This window comes from Kingella sp. SNUBH-2017 (assembly GCF_028680565.1).
Taxonomy (GTDB): Bacteria; Pseudomonadota; Gammaproteobacteria; order Burkholderiales; family Neisseriaceae; genus Kingella_D; species Kingella_D pumchi.
This window is the reverse complement of record NZ_JAPHVK010000001.1, coordinates 160708-176423: the sequence shown is the minus strand read 5'-3', so window position 1 is coordinate 176423 and position 15716 is coordinate 160708. Positions and strand designations below refer to the sequence as shown.

Below are 15716 nucleotides of genomic sequence, written 5' to 3'. Positions count from 1 at the left end.
GCCTGAAAACCTTTCAGGCAGCCTGAAACAGCAAATCCGGATCTGACAAGGAACACCCGCCAAATGGAAAAAATCCGCCTGCAAGTGTACCGCTACAATCCCGACGTGGACGCCAAGCCGTACATGAAAGACTACGAACTGGAAATCGAACCCACCGATGTCAAACTGCTAGACGCCATCGTCAAGCTCAAAGCCCAAGATGACACCCTGTCCTTCCGCCGCTCCTGCCGCGAAGGTATCTGCGGCTCCGACGGCATGAACATCAACGGCCGCAACGGCTTGGCCTGCCTTACCGACATCCGCAGCCTGAAACAGCCCATCGTGCTGCGCCCGCTGCCCGGCCTGCCGGTTATCCGCGATTTGATTGTGGACATGACCCAGTTCTTCAAGCAATACCACTCCATCAAGCCCTATGTGGTCAACGACACCCCCGCCGACCCGCTTAAAGAGCGCCTGCAAACCCAGGAAGAGCGCGCCGAACTCGATGGTCTTTACGAGTGCATTCTCTGCGCCTGCTGCTCCACTTCCTGCCCGTCGTTCTGGTGGAACCCCGACAAATTCGTCGGCCCCTCCGGCCTTTTGAACGCCTACCGCTTCATCGCCGACAGCCGCGACACCATCACCAATGAGCGTCTGGACAACCTGAACGACCCCTACCGCCTGTTCCGCTGCCACACCATTATGAACTGCGTAGATGTTTGTCCGAAACACCTCAACCCCACCCGCGCCATCGGAAAAATCAAAGAAATCATGCTCAAACGGGCAGTGTAAAACTTTCAGGCTGCCCCGCGCTCGTTCGCGGGGCAGCCTGAAAAACACATACGCAGCAAAGCTGATTGCCGCAATAAAGAAACCCGATATCCCGCCCCCAAACGGACAGATTTATGGCACAATTTGACGACACCGCTAAACGGCGCATCCGCTTTCTCACCCGCCGCGGGCTGCTCGAGCTCGATATCCTGCTCGGCCGCTTCATGGCTACCCGATTCCAGCACCTCAGCGACGACGAACTCGCCGTGTTTGTGGAAATTCTGGATTTGCCCGACCAAGAGTTCCTTGCCCTGGTCAACCAACACCAGAAACCCGAGCGCCCCGAATTCGAGCCGCTGCTGGAAAAAATCAGGCAGTCGTAAAGTCTTTTCCGCTTTCAGGCTGCCTGTTCCCTTCCAAGTAAAAAACCTATAAGGAGCAAGAGATGTCCAACACCGTAAAACTGCAAGGCGCAGGCTTTGACACCATCGAACTGCCGGTACTGCAAGGCACATTAGGCAACGATGTCATCGACATCCGTGCGCTGAAGCAAAGCACCAACATGTTCACCCTCGATCCCGGGTTTGTGTCCACCGCCAGCTGCGAATCCAAAATCACCTTTATCGACGGCGACAAAGGCCTGCTCTACTATCGCGGCTACCCCATCGAGCAGCTTGCCGAACACAGCGACTATCTCGAAGTCTGCTATCTGCTGATTTACGGCGAGCTCCCCACCAAAGAACAGAAAAAAGCCTTCGTCAACACCGTTACCCGCCATACCATGGTGCACGAACAGCTTACTTGGTTCTTCCGCGGTTTCCGCCGCGACGCCCACCCCATGGCTATGATGGTCGGCGTAGTCGGCGCCCTGTCCGCCTTCTATCAGGACAGCCTGGAAATCGCCGATCCCGAACACCGCAAGGTCGCCATCTACCGCCTGATTTCCAAAATCCCCACCATTGCTGCCATGTGCTACCGTTATTCCAACGGCTTGCCCTTCAATTTCCCGCGCAATGACCTCTCCTACACCGCAAACTTCATGCACATGATGTTTGCCACCCCCTGCGAAGCCTACGAACCCAACCCCGTTCTGGTACGCGCGCTCGACCGCATCTTCATCCTGCACGCCGACCACGAGCAAAACGCCTCCACCTCCACCGTGCGTCTGGCCGGCTCTTCCGGCGCCAACCCCTTCGCCTGCATCGCCGCTGGCATCGCCAGCTTGTGGGGTCCGTCCCACGGCGGCGCCAACGAAGCCGTGCTCAACATGCTGGCCGAAATCGGCGACGTTTCCAACGTAGCCTCCTTTATGGAAGGCGTCAAAGCCAAGAAATACCGCCTGATGGGCTTCGGCCACCGCGTGTACCGCAATATGGATCCGCGCGCCGCCATCATGAAGCAGACCTGCGACGAAGTGCTGAACGAACTCGGCCTGCACGATGATCCGCGCTTCAAACTGGCGATGGAGCTGGAACGCATCGCCCTGAGCGATCCCTACTTCATCGAGAAAAAACTGTATCCGAACGTCGATTTCTACTCCGGCATCGTACTTTCCGCGCTCGGCATCCCCGTGTCCATGTTTACCGTTATCTTCGCCCTCGCCCGCACTGTCGGCTGGATTTCGCACTGGCACGAAATGATCAGCGAAGGCCAGAAAATCGGCCGCCCGCGCCAGCTCTACACTGGCTCCCCGCGCCGCGACTTCGTTGCCGAAGACAAACGCTAATCCCTTAGTAAAGCAAACAGGCAGCCTGAATTTCAGGCTGCCTGTTTTGATTCGGCTTTAATCTGCATCGCATTCGTTCTGCCCGTTTAGGCAGCCTGAAACCAAAAACCGGCATCCGCCGAATCATGCGGGCGCCGGTTCCGGCTTTTCAGGCTGCCTACTGGCTACTGCGGTAGAAACTGCTGCGCCAGTAGTGGCTGCTGGCTTCCTGCAGCAGCACCATCGACACCGCGGCCAGCGGCAGCGCGAGTAGCAGGCCGGCAAAGCCCATCATCTGGCCGAAAGCCATCAAAGAAAAAATTACCCAAAACGGCGACAAACCGATGCGGTCGCCAACGATTTTCGGCGTGATAAAGAAACTCTCCAAAAACTGACCGACGGCAAACACGCTCCACACCGTCAGCAAGCCGTGCCACGAACCGAATTGCAGCAGCGCCGCCAAAGTGGCCAGAAGCAGGCCGGTGAACGCGCCCAAATACGGCACAAACACCAGCAGTCCCGCCACCATACCGATGGCAAAGCCGGATTCCAAACCGGTAAGCATCAGCCCCAGCCCGTAAAGCAGCCCCATAATCAGCATTACCAGCAGCTGCCCGCGCAAAAAGGCGCCCAGCACTTTATCGATATTGCCGCCGACGCGGTTATAGGCGGCCAGATAGCGGCGCGGCACCATTTTGCGGATACCGTCCTCCCAGCGCGCCCAATCGAGCAAAAAGTAATACAGCAGCAGCGGCAGCAGCACCAGATTGCTTAGGCCGACAGCCAGCGACGAGCCGCGCTGCAGCAGCATGGGCATCGCCTGCTGCAGTTGCCGGCTGATGTTTTGCGCGTTATTGCGCACCCAAGTAGAAATGGTGTCGGCATCCAAAGTCAGATGCTGCCCCAGATGGCCGTTTAACCACGGCAGCGCGGTGTGCTGCACATAATCGGCCATCTGTGGAATGAGCAACACAATCTTCTGAATCTGCCCCGCCAGCATCGGCACAATCACCAGCAAAAGCGCCGTCAGCACAAAAAAACCAAACAGCATCACCCACATCGCCGCCCTACCCCGCTTGATGCCGTGCTTTTCAATCCGGCTCACCAATGGATTCAGAATATAGGCCAGCACCGCGGCAATGATAAAAGGCATCAGGATATCGCGCAGCAGGTGGAAAAACAGCACCAGCGCGGCAATCAGCGCGAACCCGGCCAGCCACGGCAGCCACGGCCGCTTTTTATGGGGAAGATACATAAACACAGTCCTCAACAGGTTTTCAGGCTGCCTATTATCGCAAAGGCAGCCTGAAAAAGGCATTATTTCCAAATCTGCGGTCCGCCGCCGAGATAGCGCGCGTCGTCAAACGTTTTCAGCACCTGCGGCAGCAACGAAACGAATACGGCGGTAAAGATGCCGTTTAAGAATCCTTCGCCCCACGAAATCAGGAAAAACACTGGATACACCGATTCGCGCAACACCGCAGCGGGAAACACGCCCGCCCACAGCAAAGAGAGCGTAACCAGCGTGCCGGCCAGCAGCATGCCCAACACAGCGGCAACAAAACCAAAAATAAAAATATAGATAAACAAATGCTTGGGTAAAGCCCGCTCACCCCAGCGGCGCACGGCCACGCTCACCACGCAGGCCGGCAGCACCACCGCCAACACATTCAAAGGCAGCGCCGCAAGCATCGCATGCTCGGGTTGCAGCAGCGCATACAGCAGCGCCCAGGCCGAGCCGATCCAAAAAGCCGCCGGCGCACCCACCATCAGGCACACCAGATTCAAGCCGAGGAAATGGTAATCCATCCCCGCCATATGCCCGGCCTGGATATCGATCCGCAGTAGCCAGGCAAACCCTGCCGCAGCCGCGGCCAGCACCGCCGATTGCGGTGACGACCGAACAGCACGCAGCGCCGGCTTAGCCGTTGCCGCCAAGAGCGCCAGCCACAACACAGCCGCCGCCCACAAGAGCGAAGCGGGAAACCAATCGGCGTGGAAGTTCATTCAAATATTCCCAAACAGTTTTTCAGGCAGCCTGAAAACAAAACACTACTGAAAAAAGGGCGCAGTATAGCGTTTTTTACGTTGAAACGTCTTTCAGGCTGCCTGAAACGCGCAAACAGCAAAAACGGATATTTGCCATACCGCTTCCGGTACCAAATATCCGTTATGCCGTGCCACCATCATTACCATGGGCGCAAATCAACGATGGCAATGATTTTCTCCTGCTTGCTATCCAGCAAAACCGCCATATCCACCGCCGGCGCTTTCAGCGGCTGGTAGCTGTCAGCCTCAGGGTGAGTGGCGAGAATTTGCTTGACTTGTTGTGTGTCGTTGTATTTTTCCAGCTCATCCAAAGTGTGCTGTGTTTTTTTTATTTCACGCCATGTGCCACCGTCTATCGGCTGATAGAGATCAGCCTGCATAGCAGGACTGATACCTTCTTGGAGTTCAAGAAAAGTGCGCTCGTTTTGCTCAGCTACATCTTTATAAGGACGAACGGCAAGCCACTGCGGAGAAAACCATGGGTTATTTTGGTACTCCGGAAGTATGACCTTAGCAGAATCGCGAGAAACCGTATCTGCCTGCACTATTTCGAATCTTACTTTATCAAATGCTAAATATACTGGCCGACTAATAGCAATGCTATACATGCCGTAAAGATAAGCAGAAAACTGAATAATTAAAATTACAAGTAAGTCAAATTTTAACGTTTTTTTCTCTTTACTGCTGGCAACAATCAGAGTGAGTAAAGGACCCAACACCACATCAATACCCAGCATTATCAAGAAAATACGGGTAACGCCCACTGCTTTTTGCAGTGGATCCGGATGCCAGACATTGAAGACTAAATACAGTCCGCACAAGGCAACCAAACCAGAACACAATAAATGGATTCCAGCCACCTTGAATCTGAATTTCATTACACTCCCTAATTACAAAAGTATTGCTATATCACTGACAAGTACTCGGCAAACGAGTCTTTCCTACGGTTCCTTCACACCGCCAAGTAATGATCTGTCGATTATTCGGATTTGGAGTTGGAACCATGACTACGGTTTTACCAGAATTGGCACCTTTATCAAAGGTTGCAACGATAATACCGTTATTCGGCTGTACTTGCACTCCGCCAGCAGAAAAATACTTTCCTTTAAGCGCCCCTGCAGCACTCATAACAGGATTTCCCGCAACAGGAAACACTCCCGTTTGCCAATAATAGGCACCGATATCGGTTTTTAATCCCTCCACAGATTTTATTGCTTCCAGCGCTTGAGCACGGGCAACATAATCCTGATAAGAAGGCAGAGCAAGCGCTGCCAAAATCCCAACAATAGCAATTACAATCATCAGTTCAATCAGGGTAAAACCACGGCTCATCCTGTGTATGTTTTTCATCATTATTCTCTTTAATAAATAGATTCTTGATTTGGAAAAGAAGCCCTGCTTAGGCAGGGCTTCTTTAATCACACACCTTCTAACCAATTATTGGCAAGAAGAAGGCAGACGGGATTTTTCAATAGTACCAGCACAAGTCCACTTAGTAATCTGACCGTTGGCGGCATTAGCAGTAGGAGTGATAACCAAGGTCTTACCGCTGTTAGCACCAGCATTGAAGGGGACGGTGATTACGCCAGCAGCCACAGTCGCACTACCCTTGGCAAAATATTTACCACCCAGTTCTGTTACTGCAGTTTTCAGCGGCTCAGCGGTGCTATCAGGCAGCGTATTGGTATCAGCATAAATAGCGGCAATATCAGACTGGATACCAGAAGTAGCTTTAAAGCCCTCAGTAGCTTGCGAACGAGCGATGTAGTCTTGGTAAGCCGGCAGGGCGATGGCGGCCAAAATACCGATAATGGCGATTACGATCATCAGTTCGATCAGGGTGAAACCTTTTTGGATTGCTTTCATGTTTTATCTCCAGATAAAAATACAGCACCTATGTGAATGAATATCTTGCCGTGCGGTGCTGCGGGTTGGTTTCGGCAAGTATCTTTGCTTGCAAGGTATTAAGCTTTTGCGGTGCCAGTTTTGCCAAAAAATAAATAAGTGAATGAATAAAAATGAAAAAATACTCTGAAAATATTTTTAGACTGCCGAAAAAATGCGGCGGGCATGGTGCGTTTGCGGCAGCAGTCTGCCGTTTTTTGTCATTTTGATTGCGGCGGGCGAGCGTTTTGCGCCTGTGCGATGGCTCGGGCGCGCAGATAAAGTGCCAAACAGGCGATTTGGGCGAAGGCGGCGGCAAAGGAAAACACAAAGGCGGCTACGCCGAATTGGCGGCTGCCGGCGGCCAGCAGATAGCTGCCGGCAGCCACCAAGGCGATAAACAGCAGAGTGAAGAAAACAAGCAGGATAAAGTAACGGCGGACAGGATTCATGGCAAAAGACCGGTAGTTGTGAATAAAAGCGGGGGAATATTTTTGGGCTGAACGCCATTACACCAATGGTAATGGCAGCGCTTTGGCGCATCTTCATAATGGAAAAGCAGCCTGAAAAGAGTTTCGGGGCTTTTCAGGCTGCTTTTGGCTTTAATGTTTAGGGGAACATCATCATCAGATAGAAGAGCTGGAGAATCAGCACAATCAAAGCGGCGATGGTGGCAATGGTCCAGTTGATTTCGTGGGTGGCAGCCGGCGGCAGGGCGGGCGGGGATGGCGGCTGGTTGGGCACGGCGGGCGAGAGCGGCTGCGGGGCGGCGGGATCACCTACCAGCGTGAACACCAGATTGTCGGTATGGATGGTGATGTTCTCGCCCTGCGGGGTGCGCGCCTGCATGCGGGTGCCGTTTTCCGCCGGCAGCAGCTGCGGCACGTTGGCGGTTTGCTCTTCGCGCTCGAGCAGATTGAAGGCAAACGGCGCGCTTTCCACTTCGGCAAACTCGGTGCGCTTGGCTTGTGGCGCGGCTTTGGCGGCCGGCTGGGCTTTGGGGATGCGGTATTCTCTGGCCGCTGCGTTTTTGCCGGCGGCCGGCTTGCCTCGGGCGGCCGGATTCGCTTTTTCAGGCTGCTTGGGCGCGGCTTTGCCGGCTTGGGCGGCCTCAGAGGGCACGGCCACGGTCTCTACTGCTTTATTGCTTTTGCCGGTTTGCTTGAGCACGCGGAACATATGATGGCAGTCTTTACAGACCACATGCCCCTGGGTTTTGACCAGGGTTACGCGGCTGTAGCTTTGCGGCTTGCCGCAATCCGGACAGTTGATTTTGATTTCGTTCATAGCGCTTAAAGCCTGTTGTTATCGCTTGCGGCCGCTGAGGCACACCCAGCCTTCGTCGCAGACGGCCGGCTGCATGTCGAACCATTCGGCGTAAACCGCGTTCAATTCTTCGGCCTGCTCCTGCAAAATACCGGAAAGGACGATGCGGCCGCCGCTTTTGGTGCGCTGCGCCAGCATGCTGCCGAGCATCCGCAGCGGATTGGCCAGGATGTTGGCCAGTACGATGTCGTATTGTTCGCCTTCGGGCAGCTCGTCCGGCGTGCCGAAGGCAGCCTGAACGGCGTTTTGCCCGGCATTGGCGCGGGCGGCTTTCACGGCCTGCGGGTCGATATCGACACCCGCTGCTTCGCCGGCGCCGAGCTTGAGCGCGGCAATGGCGAGAATGCCGGAGCCGCAGCCGTAATCGAGCACACGCTCGCCGCCGGCCAGGTTTTGGTCGAGCCAGCGCAGGCACAGGCGGGTGGTGGGATGGCTGCCGGTGCCGAAAGCCAGGCCGGGATCCAGGCGCAGGTTCAGCGCTTCCGGGTCGGGCGAATCGTGCCAGGTGGGGGTAATCCACAGACGCGGGGAAATTTGGATGGGGTCGAACTGCGACTGGGTGAGCCGCACCCAGTCTTGCTCTTCCAGCTCTTCGAGCCGCCACTCGGGCAGGGCAATGCCGATTTGTTCGGCGGCGGCGGCCAGCGCGGCGGCAGGATCGGCGGCGGTATCAAACAGCGCCGTTACCTGGCTTTGCTGCCACACCTGCTGCGCGGGCATGCCCGGCTCGCCGAAAATCGGCTGTTCCTGCTCGGTGCCGGCGTAGGCGTCTTCAATGGTGCTGCACAGCGCACCCTGCTCCATCAGGGCATCGGAGAAGGCTTCGGCGAGCTTTTCGGGAACGGGAACGGTGGCTTGCTGGTAGGACATGGCAACTCGGCACGCGGCGGCGTTAAGATAAAACGGCGGATTCTAGCAGTATTTTGCACTTTCTTAATAACGGATTTGCGTTTTCAGGCTGCCTGCGGGCGCTTTTGTGTTGCGCCTGACGCCGCTTTTGCCCGCGCAAGCGGCCGAGCGCGCGGGAAAAACGACAAACTGCTTGCCAATGTGCAGGCGGATGTTTAGAATGCCGCGTTTTTATTAAACCATTAAACCCTGTATTTAGGAGTAAGAACTTATGGCCAATAGCGCACAAGCCCGCAAGCGCGCCCGTCAGTCCGTGAAACACCGTGCCCACAACGCCAGCCTGCGCACCGCCTTCCGCAGCGCGGTGAAAAAAGTGTTGAAAGCCGTTGCAGCCGGCGACAAAGCCGCTGCCGAAGAAGTTTACCGCCAGTCTGTTAAAGTGATCGACCGCATTGCCGACAAAGGCGTGTTCCACAAAAACAAAGCCGCCCGCCACAAAAGCCGTTTGGCTGCCAAAGTGAAAGCGCTGGCTTAATTGTTTGCCCCGTTTGCAAAAACCCGCCCGATACGGCGGGTTTTTTGTTGCTCAAACAACGGCAAAAGCAGCCTGAAAACTTTTCAGGCTGCTTTTTATGCTGCCTATTCGCGGTGGTAGGGATGGTTGTTGAGTATCGACACCGCGCGGTAGAGCTGCTCGGTAAGCAGCACGCGCACCATGCCGTGCGGCAGGGTCAGGCTGGACAGGCGCAGCAGCAGGCGGGCGCGGGATTTGAGCGCGTCGCTCATGCCGTCGGCGCCGCCGATGACAAAGCAGACGTGTTCGCCGTTTTGCTGCCAGTTTTTCAGATGCTGCGCCAGCTGCAATGAAGTCGGCGCTTCGCCGCGCTCGTCCAGCGCCACCAGCAGCGCGTTTTCCGGCAGCGCTTCGAGTATGCGCTTTTCTTCCGCCGCCATGCCCTGCTCGGCGCCGATGCCGCCGCCGCGCTTTTGCGGCTTGATTTCTTTGAGCGTATAGCGGATGTCGCGGCCGAAGCGCTTGGCGTATTCGGCCACCGCTTCGTCCACCCAGCGCGGCATTTTGCTGCCGACGGCCAATACGGTAATGTTCATTGTGCTTCCTTTTCGGTTTTCAGGCTGCCTGATTGCTTTCAGGCAGCCTGAAAAATATCTGCGCCGCAAACGCCCTATTCCAGCGGCTCGACAGGCGGCACAACCACCGGCGGCATTTCGACGGCAGCGCGGCGCAAACGGCGCTGGCCGCGCCAGGCGGAATAAGCCAGCAGCAGCAGCCACGGCTGGCAGATAGCGACTGCCAGATAGCGCGGGTCGGCAAAAGATACTGTCAGCCGCCCCTGTGCGAAGTCGGCAAACGCCCACAGCCACTGCCACAGCGCCGGTGCGGCAAACACCGCCACAATCAGCAATGCCGTCTGCCGCCAGCCGTTTACCACCAGCATCCGCCCGCGTGCCGCCGAGCGCGACTGCGCCAGCACCGACAGCAAAGCCAAACCCACCACCAGCGCCATGCCGCCGTTGGCCAGCACCTGCAGCCAGCCGAAAGCAAATTCGGGCGACACCGGCAGCCCGTCTTTGGGCAGCGGCGCGGCGGACGGCAGCAGTGCCGATTTCACGTTGCCGACCAGTCCGAAAAGCAAATCGGCCAGCACCAGATAGGCGGCCAGCACCGATAAAAACCTCATGGTGCGCTCCGTTGTGGGAAAAACGGCGCATTGTATAGCGAAAGCCGCCAGCGGGCTATGCCGCGCCTTTCAGGCTGCCTGCACGTTTACCCTGCCGCGCACAGGCAGCCTGAAAACCCAAAAAGCGCGTTTTCGCTATACAATGCGCCTTTTCCAAGCAGCGAGAAACGACAATGAACTACCGCATCAACCGCCCCGACGGCAAGCCGATGAACCCCGAAGAAGCAGCAAGCGGCAGCTGGGAACAAAACACCCTAAACCGCGTACTGCTCGCCGCCTACCACGAACAGCGCCGCGAGCGCCTGTGGCGCAACATCTGGCGCTTTATCAAGCTCGGCGTTTTCCTATTGGTGCTGGCGCTGGTATTCGGCAAAGGCCAAAACCGCGAAGACTCCGCCTTTGCCGCCGCCCGCAGCGAGCACACCGCCGTTGTCCGCCTTGAAGGCCAAATCGGCGGCAATCCGCACAAAGACCAGGTGGAAATGCTGCGCAAAGGCATGGAAGCGGCCTATGCCAACAATAAAGCCAAAGCCATCATCATCCGCGCCAACAGCCCCGGCGGCTCGCCCGTCGTTTCCAATATCGCCTATGCCGAAATCCGCCGCCTGAAAGCCGAGCATCCGAATATTCCCGTTTACGTCGTTGCCGAAGACGTTTGCGCTTCAGGCTGCTACTACATCGCCGCCGCCGCCGACAAAATCTATGCCGATCCGTCCAGCTTGGTCGGCAGCATCGGCGTTATCGGCAGCAGCTTCGATCTGACCGGCCTGATCGACAAACTCGGCATCAAGCGCCGCGTCCACATCGCCGGCAGCAACAAAGACATGGGTGACCCCTTCGTGCCCGAAACCCCGCAGCAGCAGGCCATCTGGCAGCAGATGCTCGACCAGATCCACAACGAATTCATCAAAGCCGTGCGCGAAGGCCGCAGCAAACGCCTCAAAGAAGCCGAAAACCCCGATCTCTTCAGCGGTCGCATCTACACCGGCATCGAAGCCCAAAAAGCCGGCCTGATCGACGGCTACGGCAACGTTTACAGCGTCGCCCGCGACGTAGTCAAAGCCCCCAAACTGGTGGACTACACCCCCGAAGACGACAGCCTCAGCGCCCTTCTGAACCAAGGTCTGCGCTCCGAAGCCCAGCAGCAGATCGACAGCCTGATCCGGCACAAAGGCTGGTAAGCCCCGCAGGCAGCCTGAAAAGCGGTTTTCTGCTTTCAGGCTGCTTTTTTTGCTTCCGCTTGGCAGCCTGAAAACGGCCGGCAAGGGAAAATCCGCCCACCGGCGGCTTTCAGGCTGCTTTTTGATACGGAACAGGCGGCCTGAAAACGCAAAAACGCCCGCGAAACTCGCGGGCGTTTTTGCTTGCCGGTTTGGGCGGTTTACTGCTGTTGCTGCATGCCTTGCAGCAGTTTTTTCGCCGCGCCTTTTTCCACTTTGTTGACTTTGATGTCGAACACCAACACGGAATTGGCGGGGATTTTCGGGCTGGGGGCGCGCTCGCCGTAGGCCAGGTTGGCGGGGATGTAGAGGGTGTATTCGCCGCCTTCTTTCATCAGCTGCAGGCCTTCGATCCAGCCTTGGATTACGGTGTTGTCCACCAGCGGCACGGCAAAGGCGTCCTGGCCTTTGTTGGTGTCGAACACTTCGCCGTTGGTCAGGCGGCCTTCGTATTCCACGGATACCACGTCGCCTTTGGCGGCCTGGGCGCCGCTGCCTTCTTTGTTGACTTTGTACTGCAGGCCGGAAGCGGTGGTCTGCACGCCTTCTTTGCCTTTGTTTTCAGCCAGGAATTTCTCGCCGGCGGCTTTGGCTTCACCGGCTTTTTTCTCGGCTACTTCGGCAGCTTTCTTGCTCAGAGACTCGGAAAGCTGCTGCGCCTGCTGTTCGCTGATTTTGGAAGGTTTGCCGTCCAGGCTCTCGGCGATGGCTTCGGCCAGGACTTTGGTGTCGATTTCGACGCCGTTACTTTTGAGCTCGGCCACCACCGGCGATTTGCCCAGCTCGTAGCCGATCAGATAGCTGACCTGTTTGGCTTCGGTATCCAAGCCGGCGGGGGCGGCGGCACCAGAGGCGGCAGGTGCAGCGCCAGAAGCGGCAGGAGCCGGAGCGGCAGCGCCGGAAGCAGCGTTATTCTGAACCTGCTGCTGGCAGGCGGCAAGGGCGAAAACGGCGGCCAGTGCGCCGGCAAGCAGAGTGCGGTTGTGTTTCATAATCCGTATATCCTTTTCATCGGGTTGATGGGGTTGAATGAACCGTCCGGCACGCGGCCGAATGCGCGGCATTATATACAATCCGGCCGGCGCCGTCATACCGGCAGCCTGAAAGCGCTGCTGCGGGCGTTTCAGGCTGCAGCTGCCGCCGTGTGGCGGATGCGGCGAACATTCCCTATAATCGCCCGTTTTTCCACGGAGCCGCCGGCCATGACCACCGACCCCACCGCCCAAATGCAGGAACTGTTTGCCGCCGCAGGCAGCCTGAAAACCGTGCGCGACCTGCTGCGCTTTGCCGTCAGCCGTTTTTATCAGGCCGGGCTGTTTTTCGGCCACGGCAGCGACAATGCCTACGACGAGGCCGCCTATCTGATTCTGCACACGCTGCACCTGCCGCCCGATACGCTCGAGCCTTATCTGGATGCCGAACTTTTGCCGCAGGAGCGCGAGGCGGTGCTGGCGGTGCTGGCGCGCCGCGTGCTCGAGCGCATCCCCGCCGCCTACATCACCAATGAAGCGTGGCAGGGCGAGTTTGATTTTTATGTGGACGAACGGGTGCTGGTGCCGCGCTCGTTTATCAGCGAACTCTTGGGCGAACCGCTGCTGCCGTGGCTGGAACACGAAGAGCTGGTGCACCGCGCGCTCGATTTGTGCACCGGCAGCGGCTGTCTGGCGGTGCAGATGGCGCACCATTATCCTGCCGCGCAAATCGACGCCGCCGATATCAGCCTGGACGCGCTGGAAGTGGCGGCAATCAATGTCGAGCGCTACGGGCTGGAAGAGCGCATCAAGCTGATTCACACCGATTTGTTTGAGGGGCTGGACGGTGCTTACGATCTGATTGTCTCCAACCCGCCCTATGTCGATGCCGAATCGGTGGCCGATTTGCCCGAAGAATACCTGTGCGAGCCGGAAATCGCGCTGGGCAGCGGCGAAGACGGGCTGGACGCGGTGCGACGCATTCTCGACCAGGCCGCCGCCCTGCTCAAACCGCGCGGCGTGCTGCTGGTGGAAATCGGCCACAACCGTGAAGCGCTCGAAGCCGCCTTTCCCGAGCTGCCCTTTGTCTGGCTCGACACCAGCGGCGGCGACGGTTTCGTCTTTCTGCTGACCCGCGAACAGCTGCTCGGCGAAGCCGCTTTTTAATCTTTTCGGCTGCCTGAAAACATCCGAAGGCAGCCTGAAAGCCGTTTTTTCCACGGTGCGAAACCCGGTTCCCCGCGCCCCAAACCAACCATGAAAAAAGCCAAACAATATCCCTTTTACCGCATCTGGCAGCAGCGTTTCCGGCTGCACAGCGAAGACCGCTCGGGCTTTCCCGGCCTGCCTGCCGCGCAGCAGTGGCGCCGCTGGATCTGGCAGGCGCTCAAGCACGACGGCGCCCGCGCCGAAATCGGCCTGCTGCTCTTGGACGAAGCCGAAGCCCGCGCCTATAACCGCGACTACCGCGGCAAAGACTACGCCACTAATGTTCTCAGCTTTGCGCTGAACGAAGGTGAAATCCTGCCGCCGGAAGACGACGGCATCTTGCGCGGCGATTTACTGATCTGCCCGCAAGTCGTCGCCCGCGAAGCCGCCGAGCAGGGCAAAACCCTGACCCAGCATTGCGCCCATCTGGCGGTACACGGCACCCTGCATCTGATGGGTTACGACCATATCGACGACGCCGAAGCCGAAGACATGGAAGCGCTGGAAACCCGTCTGCTCGCCCAAATGGGCTATCCCGACCCTTACGCACAGGAGCGCGACTGATGGATACCGCCGGCAAACCGGAAAGCCTGTTCGAGCGCCTGCGCCGCCGTTTCGGCCACCACCGCCGCGAAGCCCGCGCCGAAGACATTCTGCAGATGCTGCAGCAGGCGCGCCGCGAGCAAACCATCGGCGCCGACACCCTGCAGCAACTGGAAAACGTGCTGCGCTTCAGCAGCATGAGCGTGCGCGACGCGATGGTCAGCCGCGCGCGCATGGACGTCATCAAAACCACCGACAGCATCGAGCGCATCATCGGTTATGCCGTTGAAACCGCCCATTCGCGCTTTCCGGTCATCGCCGATGACAAAGACCACGTGCTCGGCATCCTGCATGCCAAAGACCTGCTCAAATACACTTTGAATCCCGAGCATTTCCGGCTGGAAAACATCCTGCGCCCCGCCGTGTTCGTACCTGAGAGCAAAAGCCTGCACGCCCTGCTCACCGAGCTGCAGCAGCAGCGCAACCATATGGTGATCGTGGTGGACGAATACGGCGGCATCAGCGGTCTTTTGACCTTTGAAGACCTGATCGAACAAATCGTCGGCAAAATCGAAGACGAGTTCGACGAAGACGAAAGCGCCGACAATATTTTTCCCGTTTCCGCCGAACGCTGGCGCATCAAAGCCGCCACCGAAATTGCCGACATCAACGCCTTTTTCGGCACCGATTTGAGCAGCGAAGAAGCCGACACCATCGGCGGTCTGCTGATCGAAGAACTCGGCCACCTGCCCGGCCGCGGCGAAAAAGCGCAAATCGGCAGCCTGCTGTTTACCGTCGCCCGCGCCGACAAACGCCGGCTGCACACCCTGATGGCCACCCGCGTCAAAGACGATGCCGCTTAAAGCAAAAAGCCTGCAGGCAGCCTGAAAACCGGTTTTCTCCTTTTCAGGCTGCCTGCAGGCGGTTTTGTCCAACCTTTCCCACCCCAGTATCATGAACCGCCCCGCCCCTCTGATGCGCCGCTTTGCTGCGCTGCTTTACGAAGCCCTGCTGGTCGGCGCCGTCAGCGCCGTTGCCGGCTTGGCTGCGGGCATCGCCAACACCCTGATTGTGCGCCTGCTCCCCGCCGCCACCGCCTTAACCGTACCGCTGACCGGCCTGCTGCTGCTGGCCGGCTGGTGGTACTACTTCAAACTCAACTGGCTGCGCGAAGGCCAGACCCTGCCGATGCGGGTGTGGCGCATCGGCCTGGCCGACACCGCCGGCGGCCGGCCGACGCCGGGCCATTATCGCCGCCGCTTCGCCGCCGCCGCCGCGCTGCTGGTGGCGCTGCCGCTGGCCGCCTACGCCGCCCTGCGCCGCGCCGGCATCCCGCCCAAACCTGCCGCCGCCGCCGCGTTGTGCTGGTGGATACTGCCGTGGGGCTTTGCCCTGTTAAACCGCCGCCGCCAGTTTCTCTACGACTATTGGGCAGGAACGGAACTGACCGATTTGCGCGACGGAGCGCGGCAGGAAGCGGGTAAATAAAACTGCAGATGGTTTTCAGGCT

At 57.9% G+C, this 15716-nt stretch carries 20 protein-coding genes; 9 read left to right on the top strand and 11 right to left on the bottom strand.

What is annotated here, in order from left to right; all coding sequences use genetic code 11:
* The first annotated feature begins 63 nt into the window (after positions 1 to 63).
* From OP500_RS00840 to gltA, 3 genes are all read left to right on the top strand, one after another.
* Entirely contained in the window at positions 64 to 771 is a 708-nt protein-coding gene (locus OP500_RS00840; protein WP_238745522.1) for a succinate dehydrogenase iron-sulfur subunit, read from the top strand.
* A gap of 113 nt (positions 772 to 884) precedes the next feature.
* Positions 885 to 1133, top strand: coding sequence for an FAD assembly factor SdhE (locus OP500_RS00835; RefSeq protein ID WP_238745524.1), 249 nt, complete (start codon positions 885 to 887; stop codon positions 1131 to 1133).
* A 62-nt stretch (positions 1134 to 1195) separates the two neighbouring features.
* The gene (gene gltA, locus OP500_RS00830; protein WP_238745526.1) at positions 1196 to 2476 is read left to right on the top strand and encodes a citrate synthase; all 1281 of its coding nucleotides are present in this window, start codon (positions 1196 to 1198) and stop codon (positions 2474 to 2476) included.
* 157 nt (positions 2477 to 2633) lie between these two features.
* On the opposite strand, the gene OP500_RS00825 is transcribed toward gltA, so the two are convergent.
* The 8 genes from OP500_RS00825 to prmA form a co-directional block, all read right to left on the bottom strand.
* A complete protein-coding gene (locus OP500_RS00825; RefSeq protein ID WP_274069910.1) occupies positions 2634 to 3710 on the bottom strand; it encodes an AI-2E family transporter in 1077 nt (358 codons plus the stop codon).
* A 62-nt stretch (positions 3711 to 3772) separates the two neighbouring features.
* Entirely contained in the window at positions 3773 to 4462 is a 690-nt protein-coding gene (locus tag OP500_RS00820) for an energy-coupling factor ABC transporter permease (RefSeq protein ID WP_274069909.1), read from the bottom strand.
* A 182-nt stretch (positions 4463 to 4644) separates the two neighbouring features.
* On the bottom strand, positions 4645 to 5382 hold the full coding sequence (tfpZ, locus tag OP500_RS00815) for a TfpX/TfpZ family type IV pilin accessory protein (protein WP_274069908.1): 738 nt from the start codon (positions 5380 to 5382) through the stop codon (positions 4645 to 4647).
* A gap of 31 nt (positions 5383 to 5413) precedes the next feature.
* The gene (locus tag OP500_RS00810) at positions 5414 to 5926 is read right to left on the bottom strand and encodes a pilin (RefSeq protein ID WP_274069907.1); all 513 of its coding nucleotides are present in this window, start codon (positions 5924 to 5926) and stop codon (positions 5414 to 5416) included.
* Between the two features lie 15 nt (positions 5927 to 5941).
* Entirely contained in the window at positions 5942 to 6370 is a 429-nt protein-coding gene (locus tag OP500_RS00805; RefSeq protein WP_274069906.1) for a pilin, read from the bottom strand.
* 239 nt (positions 6371 to 6609) lie between these two features.
* A complete protein-coding gene (locus tag OP500_RS00800) occupies positions 6610 to 6840 on the bottom strand; it encodes an NGO_0222 family membrane protein (RefSeq protein ID WP_238745537.1) in 231 nt (76 codons plus the stop codon).
* A 157-nt stretch (positions 6841 to 6997) separates the two neighbouring features.
* Positions 6998 to 7675: a hypothetical protein gene (locus tag OP500_RS00795; RefSeq protein WP_274069905.1), complete on the bottom strand. Its 678-nt coding sequence runs from the start codon at positions 7673 to 7675 to the stop codon at positions 6998 to 7000.
* Between the two features lie 18 nt (positions 7676 to 7693).
* Positions 7694 to 8584: a 50S ribosomal protein L11 methyltransferase gene (gene prmA, locus OP500_RS00790; RefSeq protein WP_238745541.1), complete on the bottom strand. Its 891-nt coding sequence runs from the start codon at positions 8582 to 8584 to the stop codon at positions 7694 to 7696.
* Between the two features lie 250 nt (positions 8585 to 8834).
* Here prmA and rpsT point away from each other — a divergent pair, with 250 nt between their 5' ends.
* On the top strand, positions 8835 to 9098 hold the full coding sequence (gene rpsT, locus OP500_RS00785) for a 30S ribosomal protein S20 (RefSeq protein ID WP_238745544.1): 264 nt from the start codon (positions 8835 to 8837) through the stop codon (positions 9096 to 9098).
* A gap of 104 nt (positions 9099 to 9202) precedes the next feature.
* Here the strand turns inward: rpsT and rlmH are convergent, their stop codons facing one another.
* Both rlmH and OP500_RS00775 read right to left on the bottom strand, forming a co-directional pair.
* Positions 9203 to 9673 carry a 23S rRNA (pseudouridine(1915)-N(3))-methyltransferase RlmH gene (gene rlmH, locus OP500_RS00780; protein WP_238745547.1) on the bottom strand — a complete coding sequence of 157 codons (471 nt, stop codon included), beginning with the start codon at positions 9671 to 9673 and terminating at the stop codon, positions 9203 to 9205.
* Positions 9674 to 9747: 74 nt separating this feature from the next.
* A complete protein-coding gene (locus OP500_RS00775; RefSeq protein ID WP_274069904.1) occupies positions 9748 to 10263 on the bottom strand; it encodes a hypothetical protein in 516 nt (171 codons plus the stop codon).
* Positions 10264 to 10436: 173 nt separating this feature from the next.
* Between OP500_RS00775 and OP500_RS00770 the strand changes: the two genes are divergently transcribed.
* The gene (locus tag OP500_RS00770; protein ID WP_274069903.1) at positions 10437 to 11444 is read left to right on the top strand and encodes a S49 family peptidase; all 1008 of its coding nucleotides are present in this window, start codon (positions 10437 to 10439) and stop codon (positions 11442 to 11444) included.
* 200 nt (positions 11445 to 11644) lie between these two features.
* Here OP500_RS00770 and OP500_RS00765 read toward each other — a convergent pair whose 3' ends face one another.
* Positions 11645 to 12475: an FKBP-type peptidyl-prolyl cis-trans isomerase gene (locus tag OP500_RS00765; protein ID WP_274069902.1), complete on the bottom strand. Its 831-nt coding sequence runs from the start codon at positions 12473 to 12475 to the stop codon at positions 11645 to 11647.
* A gap of 210 nt (positions 12476 to 12685) precedes the next feature.
* On the opposite strand from OP500_RS00765, the gene prmB reads away from it, so the two are divergent.
* The 4 genes from prmB (at position 12686) to OP500_RS00745 (ending at position 15694) form a co-directional block, all read left to right on the top strand.
* On the top strand, positions 12686 to 13621 hold the full coding sequence (prmB, locus tag OP500_RS00760) for a 50S ribosomal protein L3 N(5)-glutamine methyltransferase (protein ID WP_274069901.1): 936 nt from the start codon (positions 12686 to 12688) through the stop codon (positions 13619 to 13621).
* Between the two features lie 90 nt (positions 13622 to 13711).
* Entirely contained in the window at positions 13712 to 14227 is a 516-nt protein-coding gene (ybeY, locus tag OP500_RS00755) for an rRNA maturation RNase YbeY (protein ID WP_274069900.1), read from the top strand.
* Complete coding sequence (locus OP500_RS00750; protein WP_274069899.1) at positions 14227 to 15069, top strand: HlyC/CorC family transporter; 843 nt, start codon at positions 14227 to 14229, stop codon at positions 15067 to 15069. Before ybeY ends, OP500_RS00750 begins: the two co-directional genes overlap by 1 nt.
* A 91-nt stretch (positions 15070 to 15160) precedes the next feature.
* A complete protein-coding gene (locus tag OP500_RS00745; RefSeq protein WP_274069898.1) occupies positions 15161 to 15694 on the top strand; it encodes an RDD family protein in 534 nt (177 codons plus the stop codon).
* Positions 15695 to 15716 lie beyond the last annotated feature (22 nt).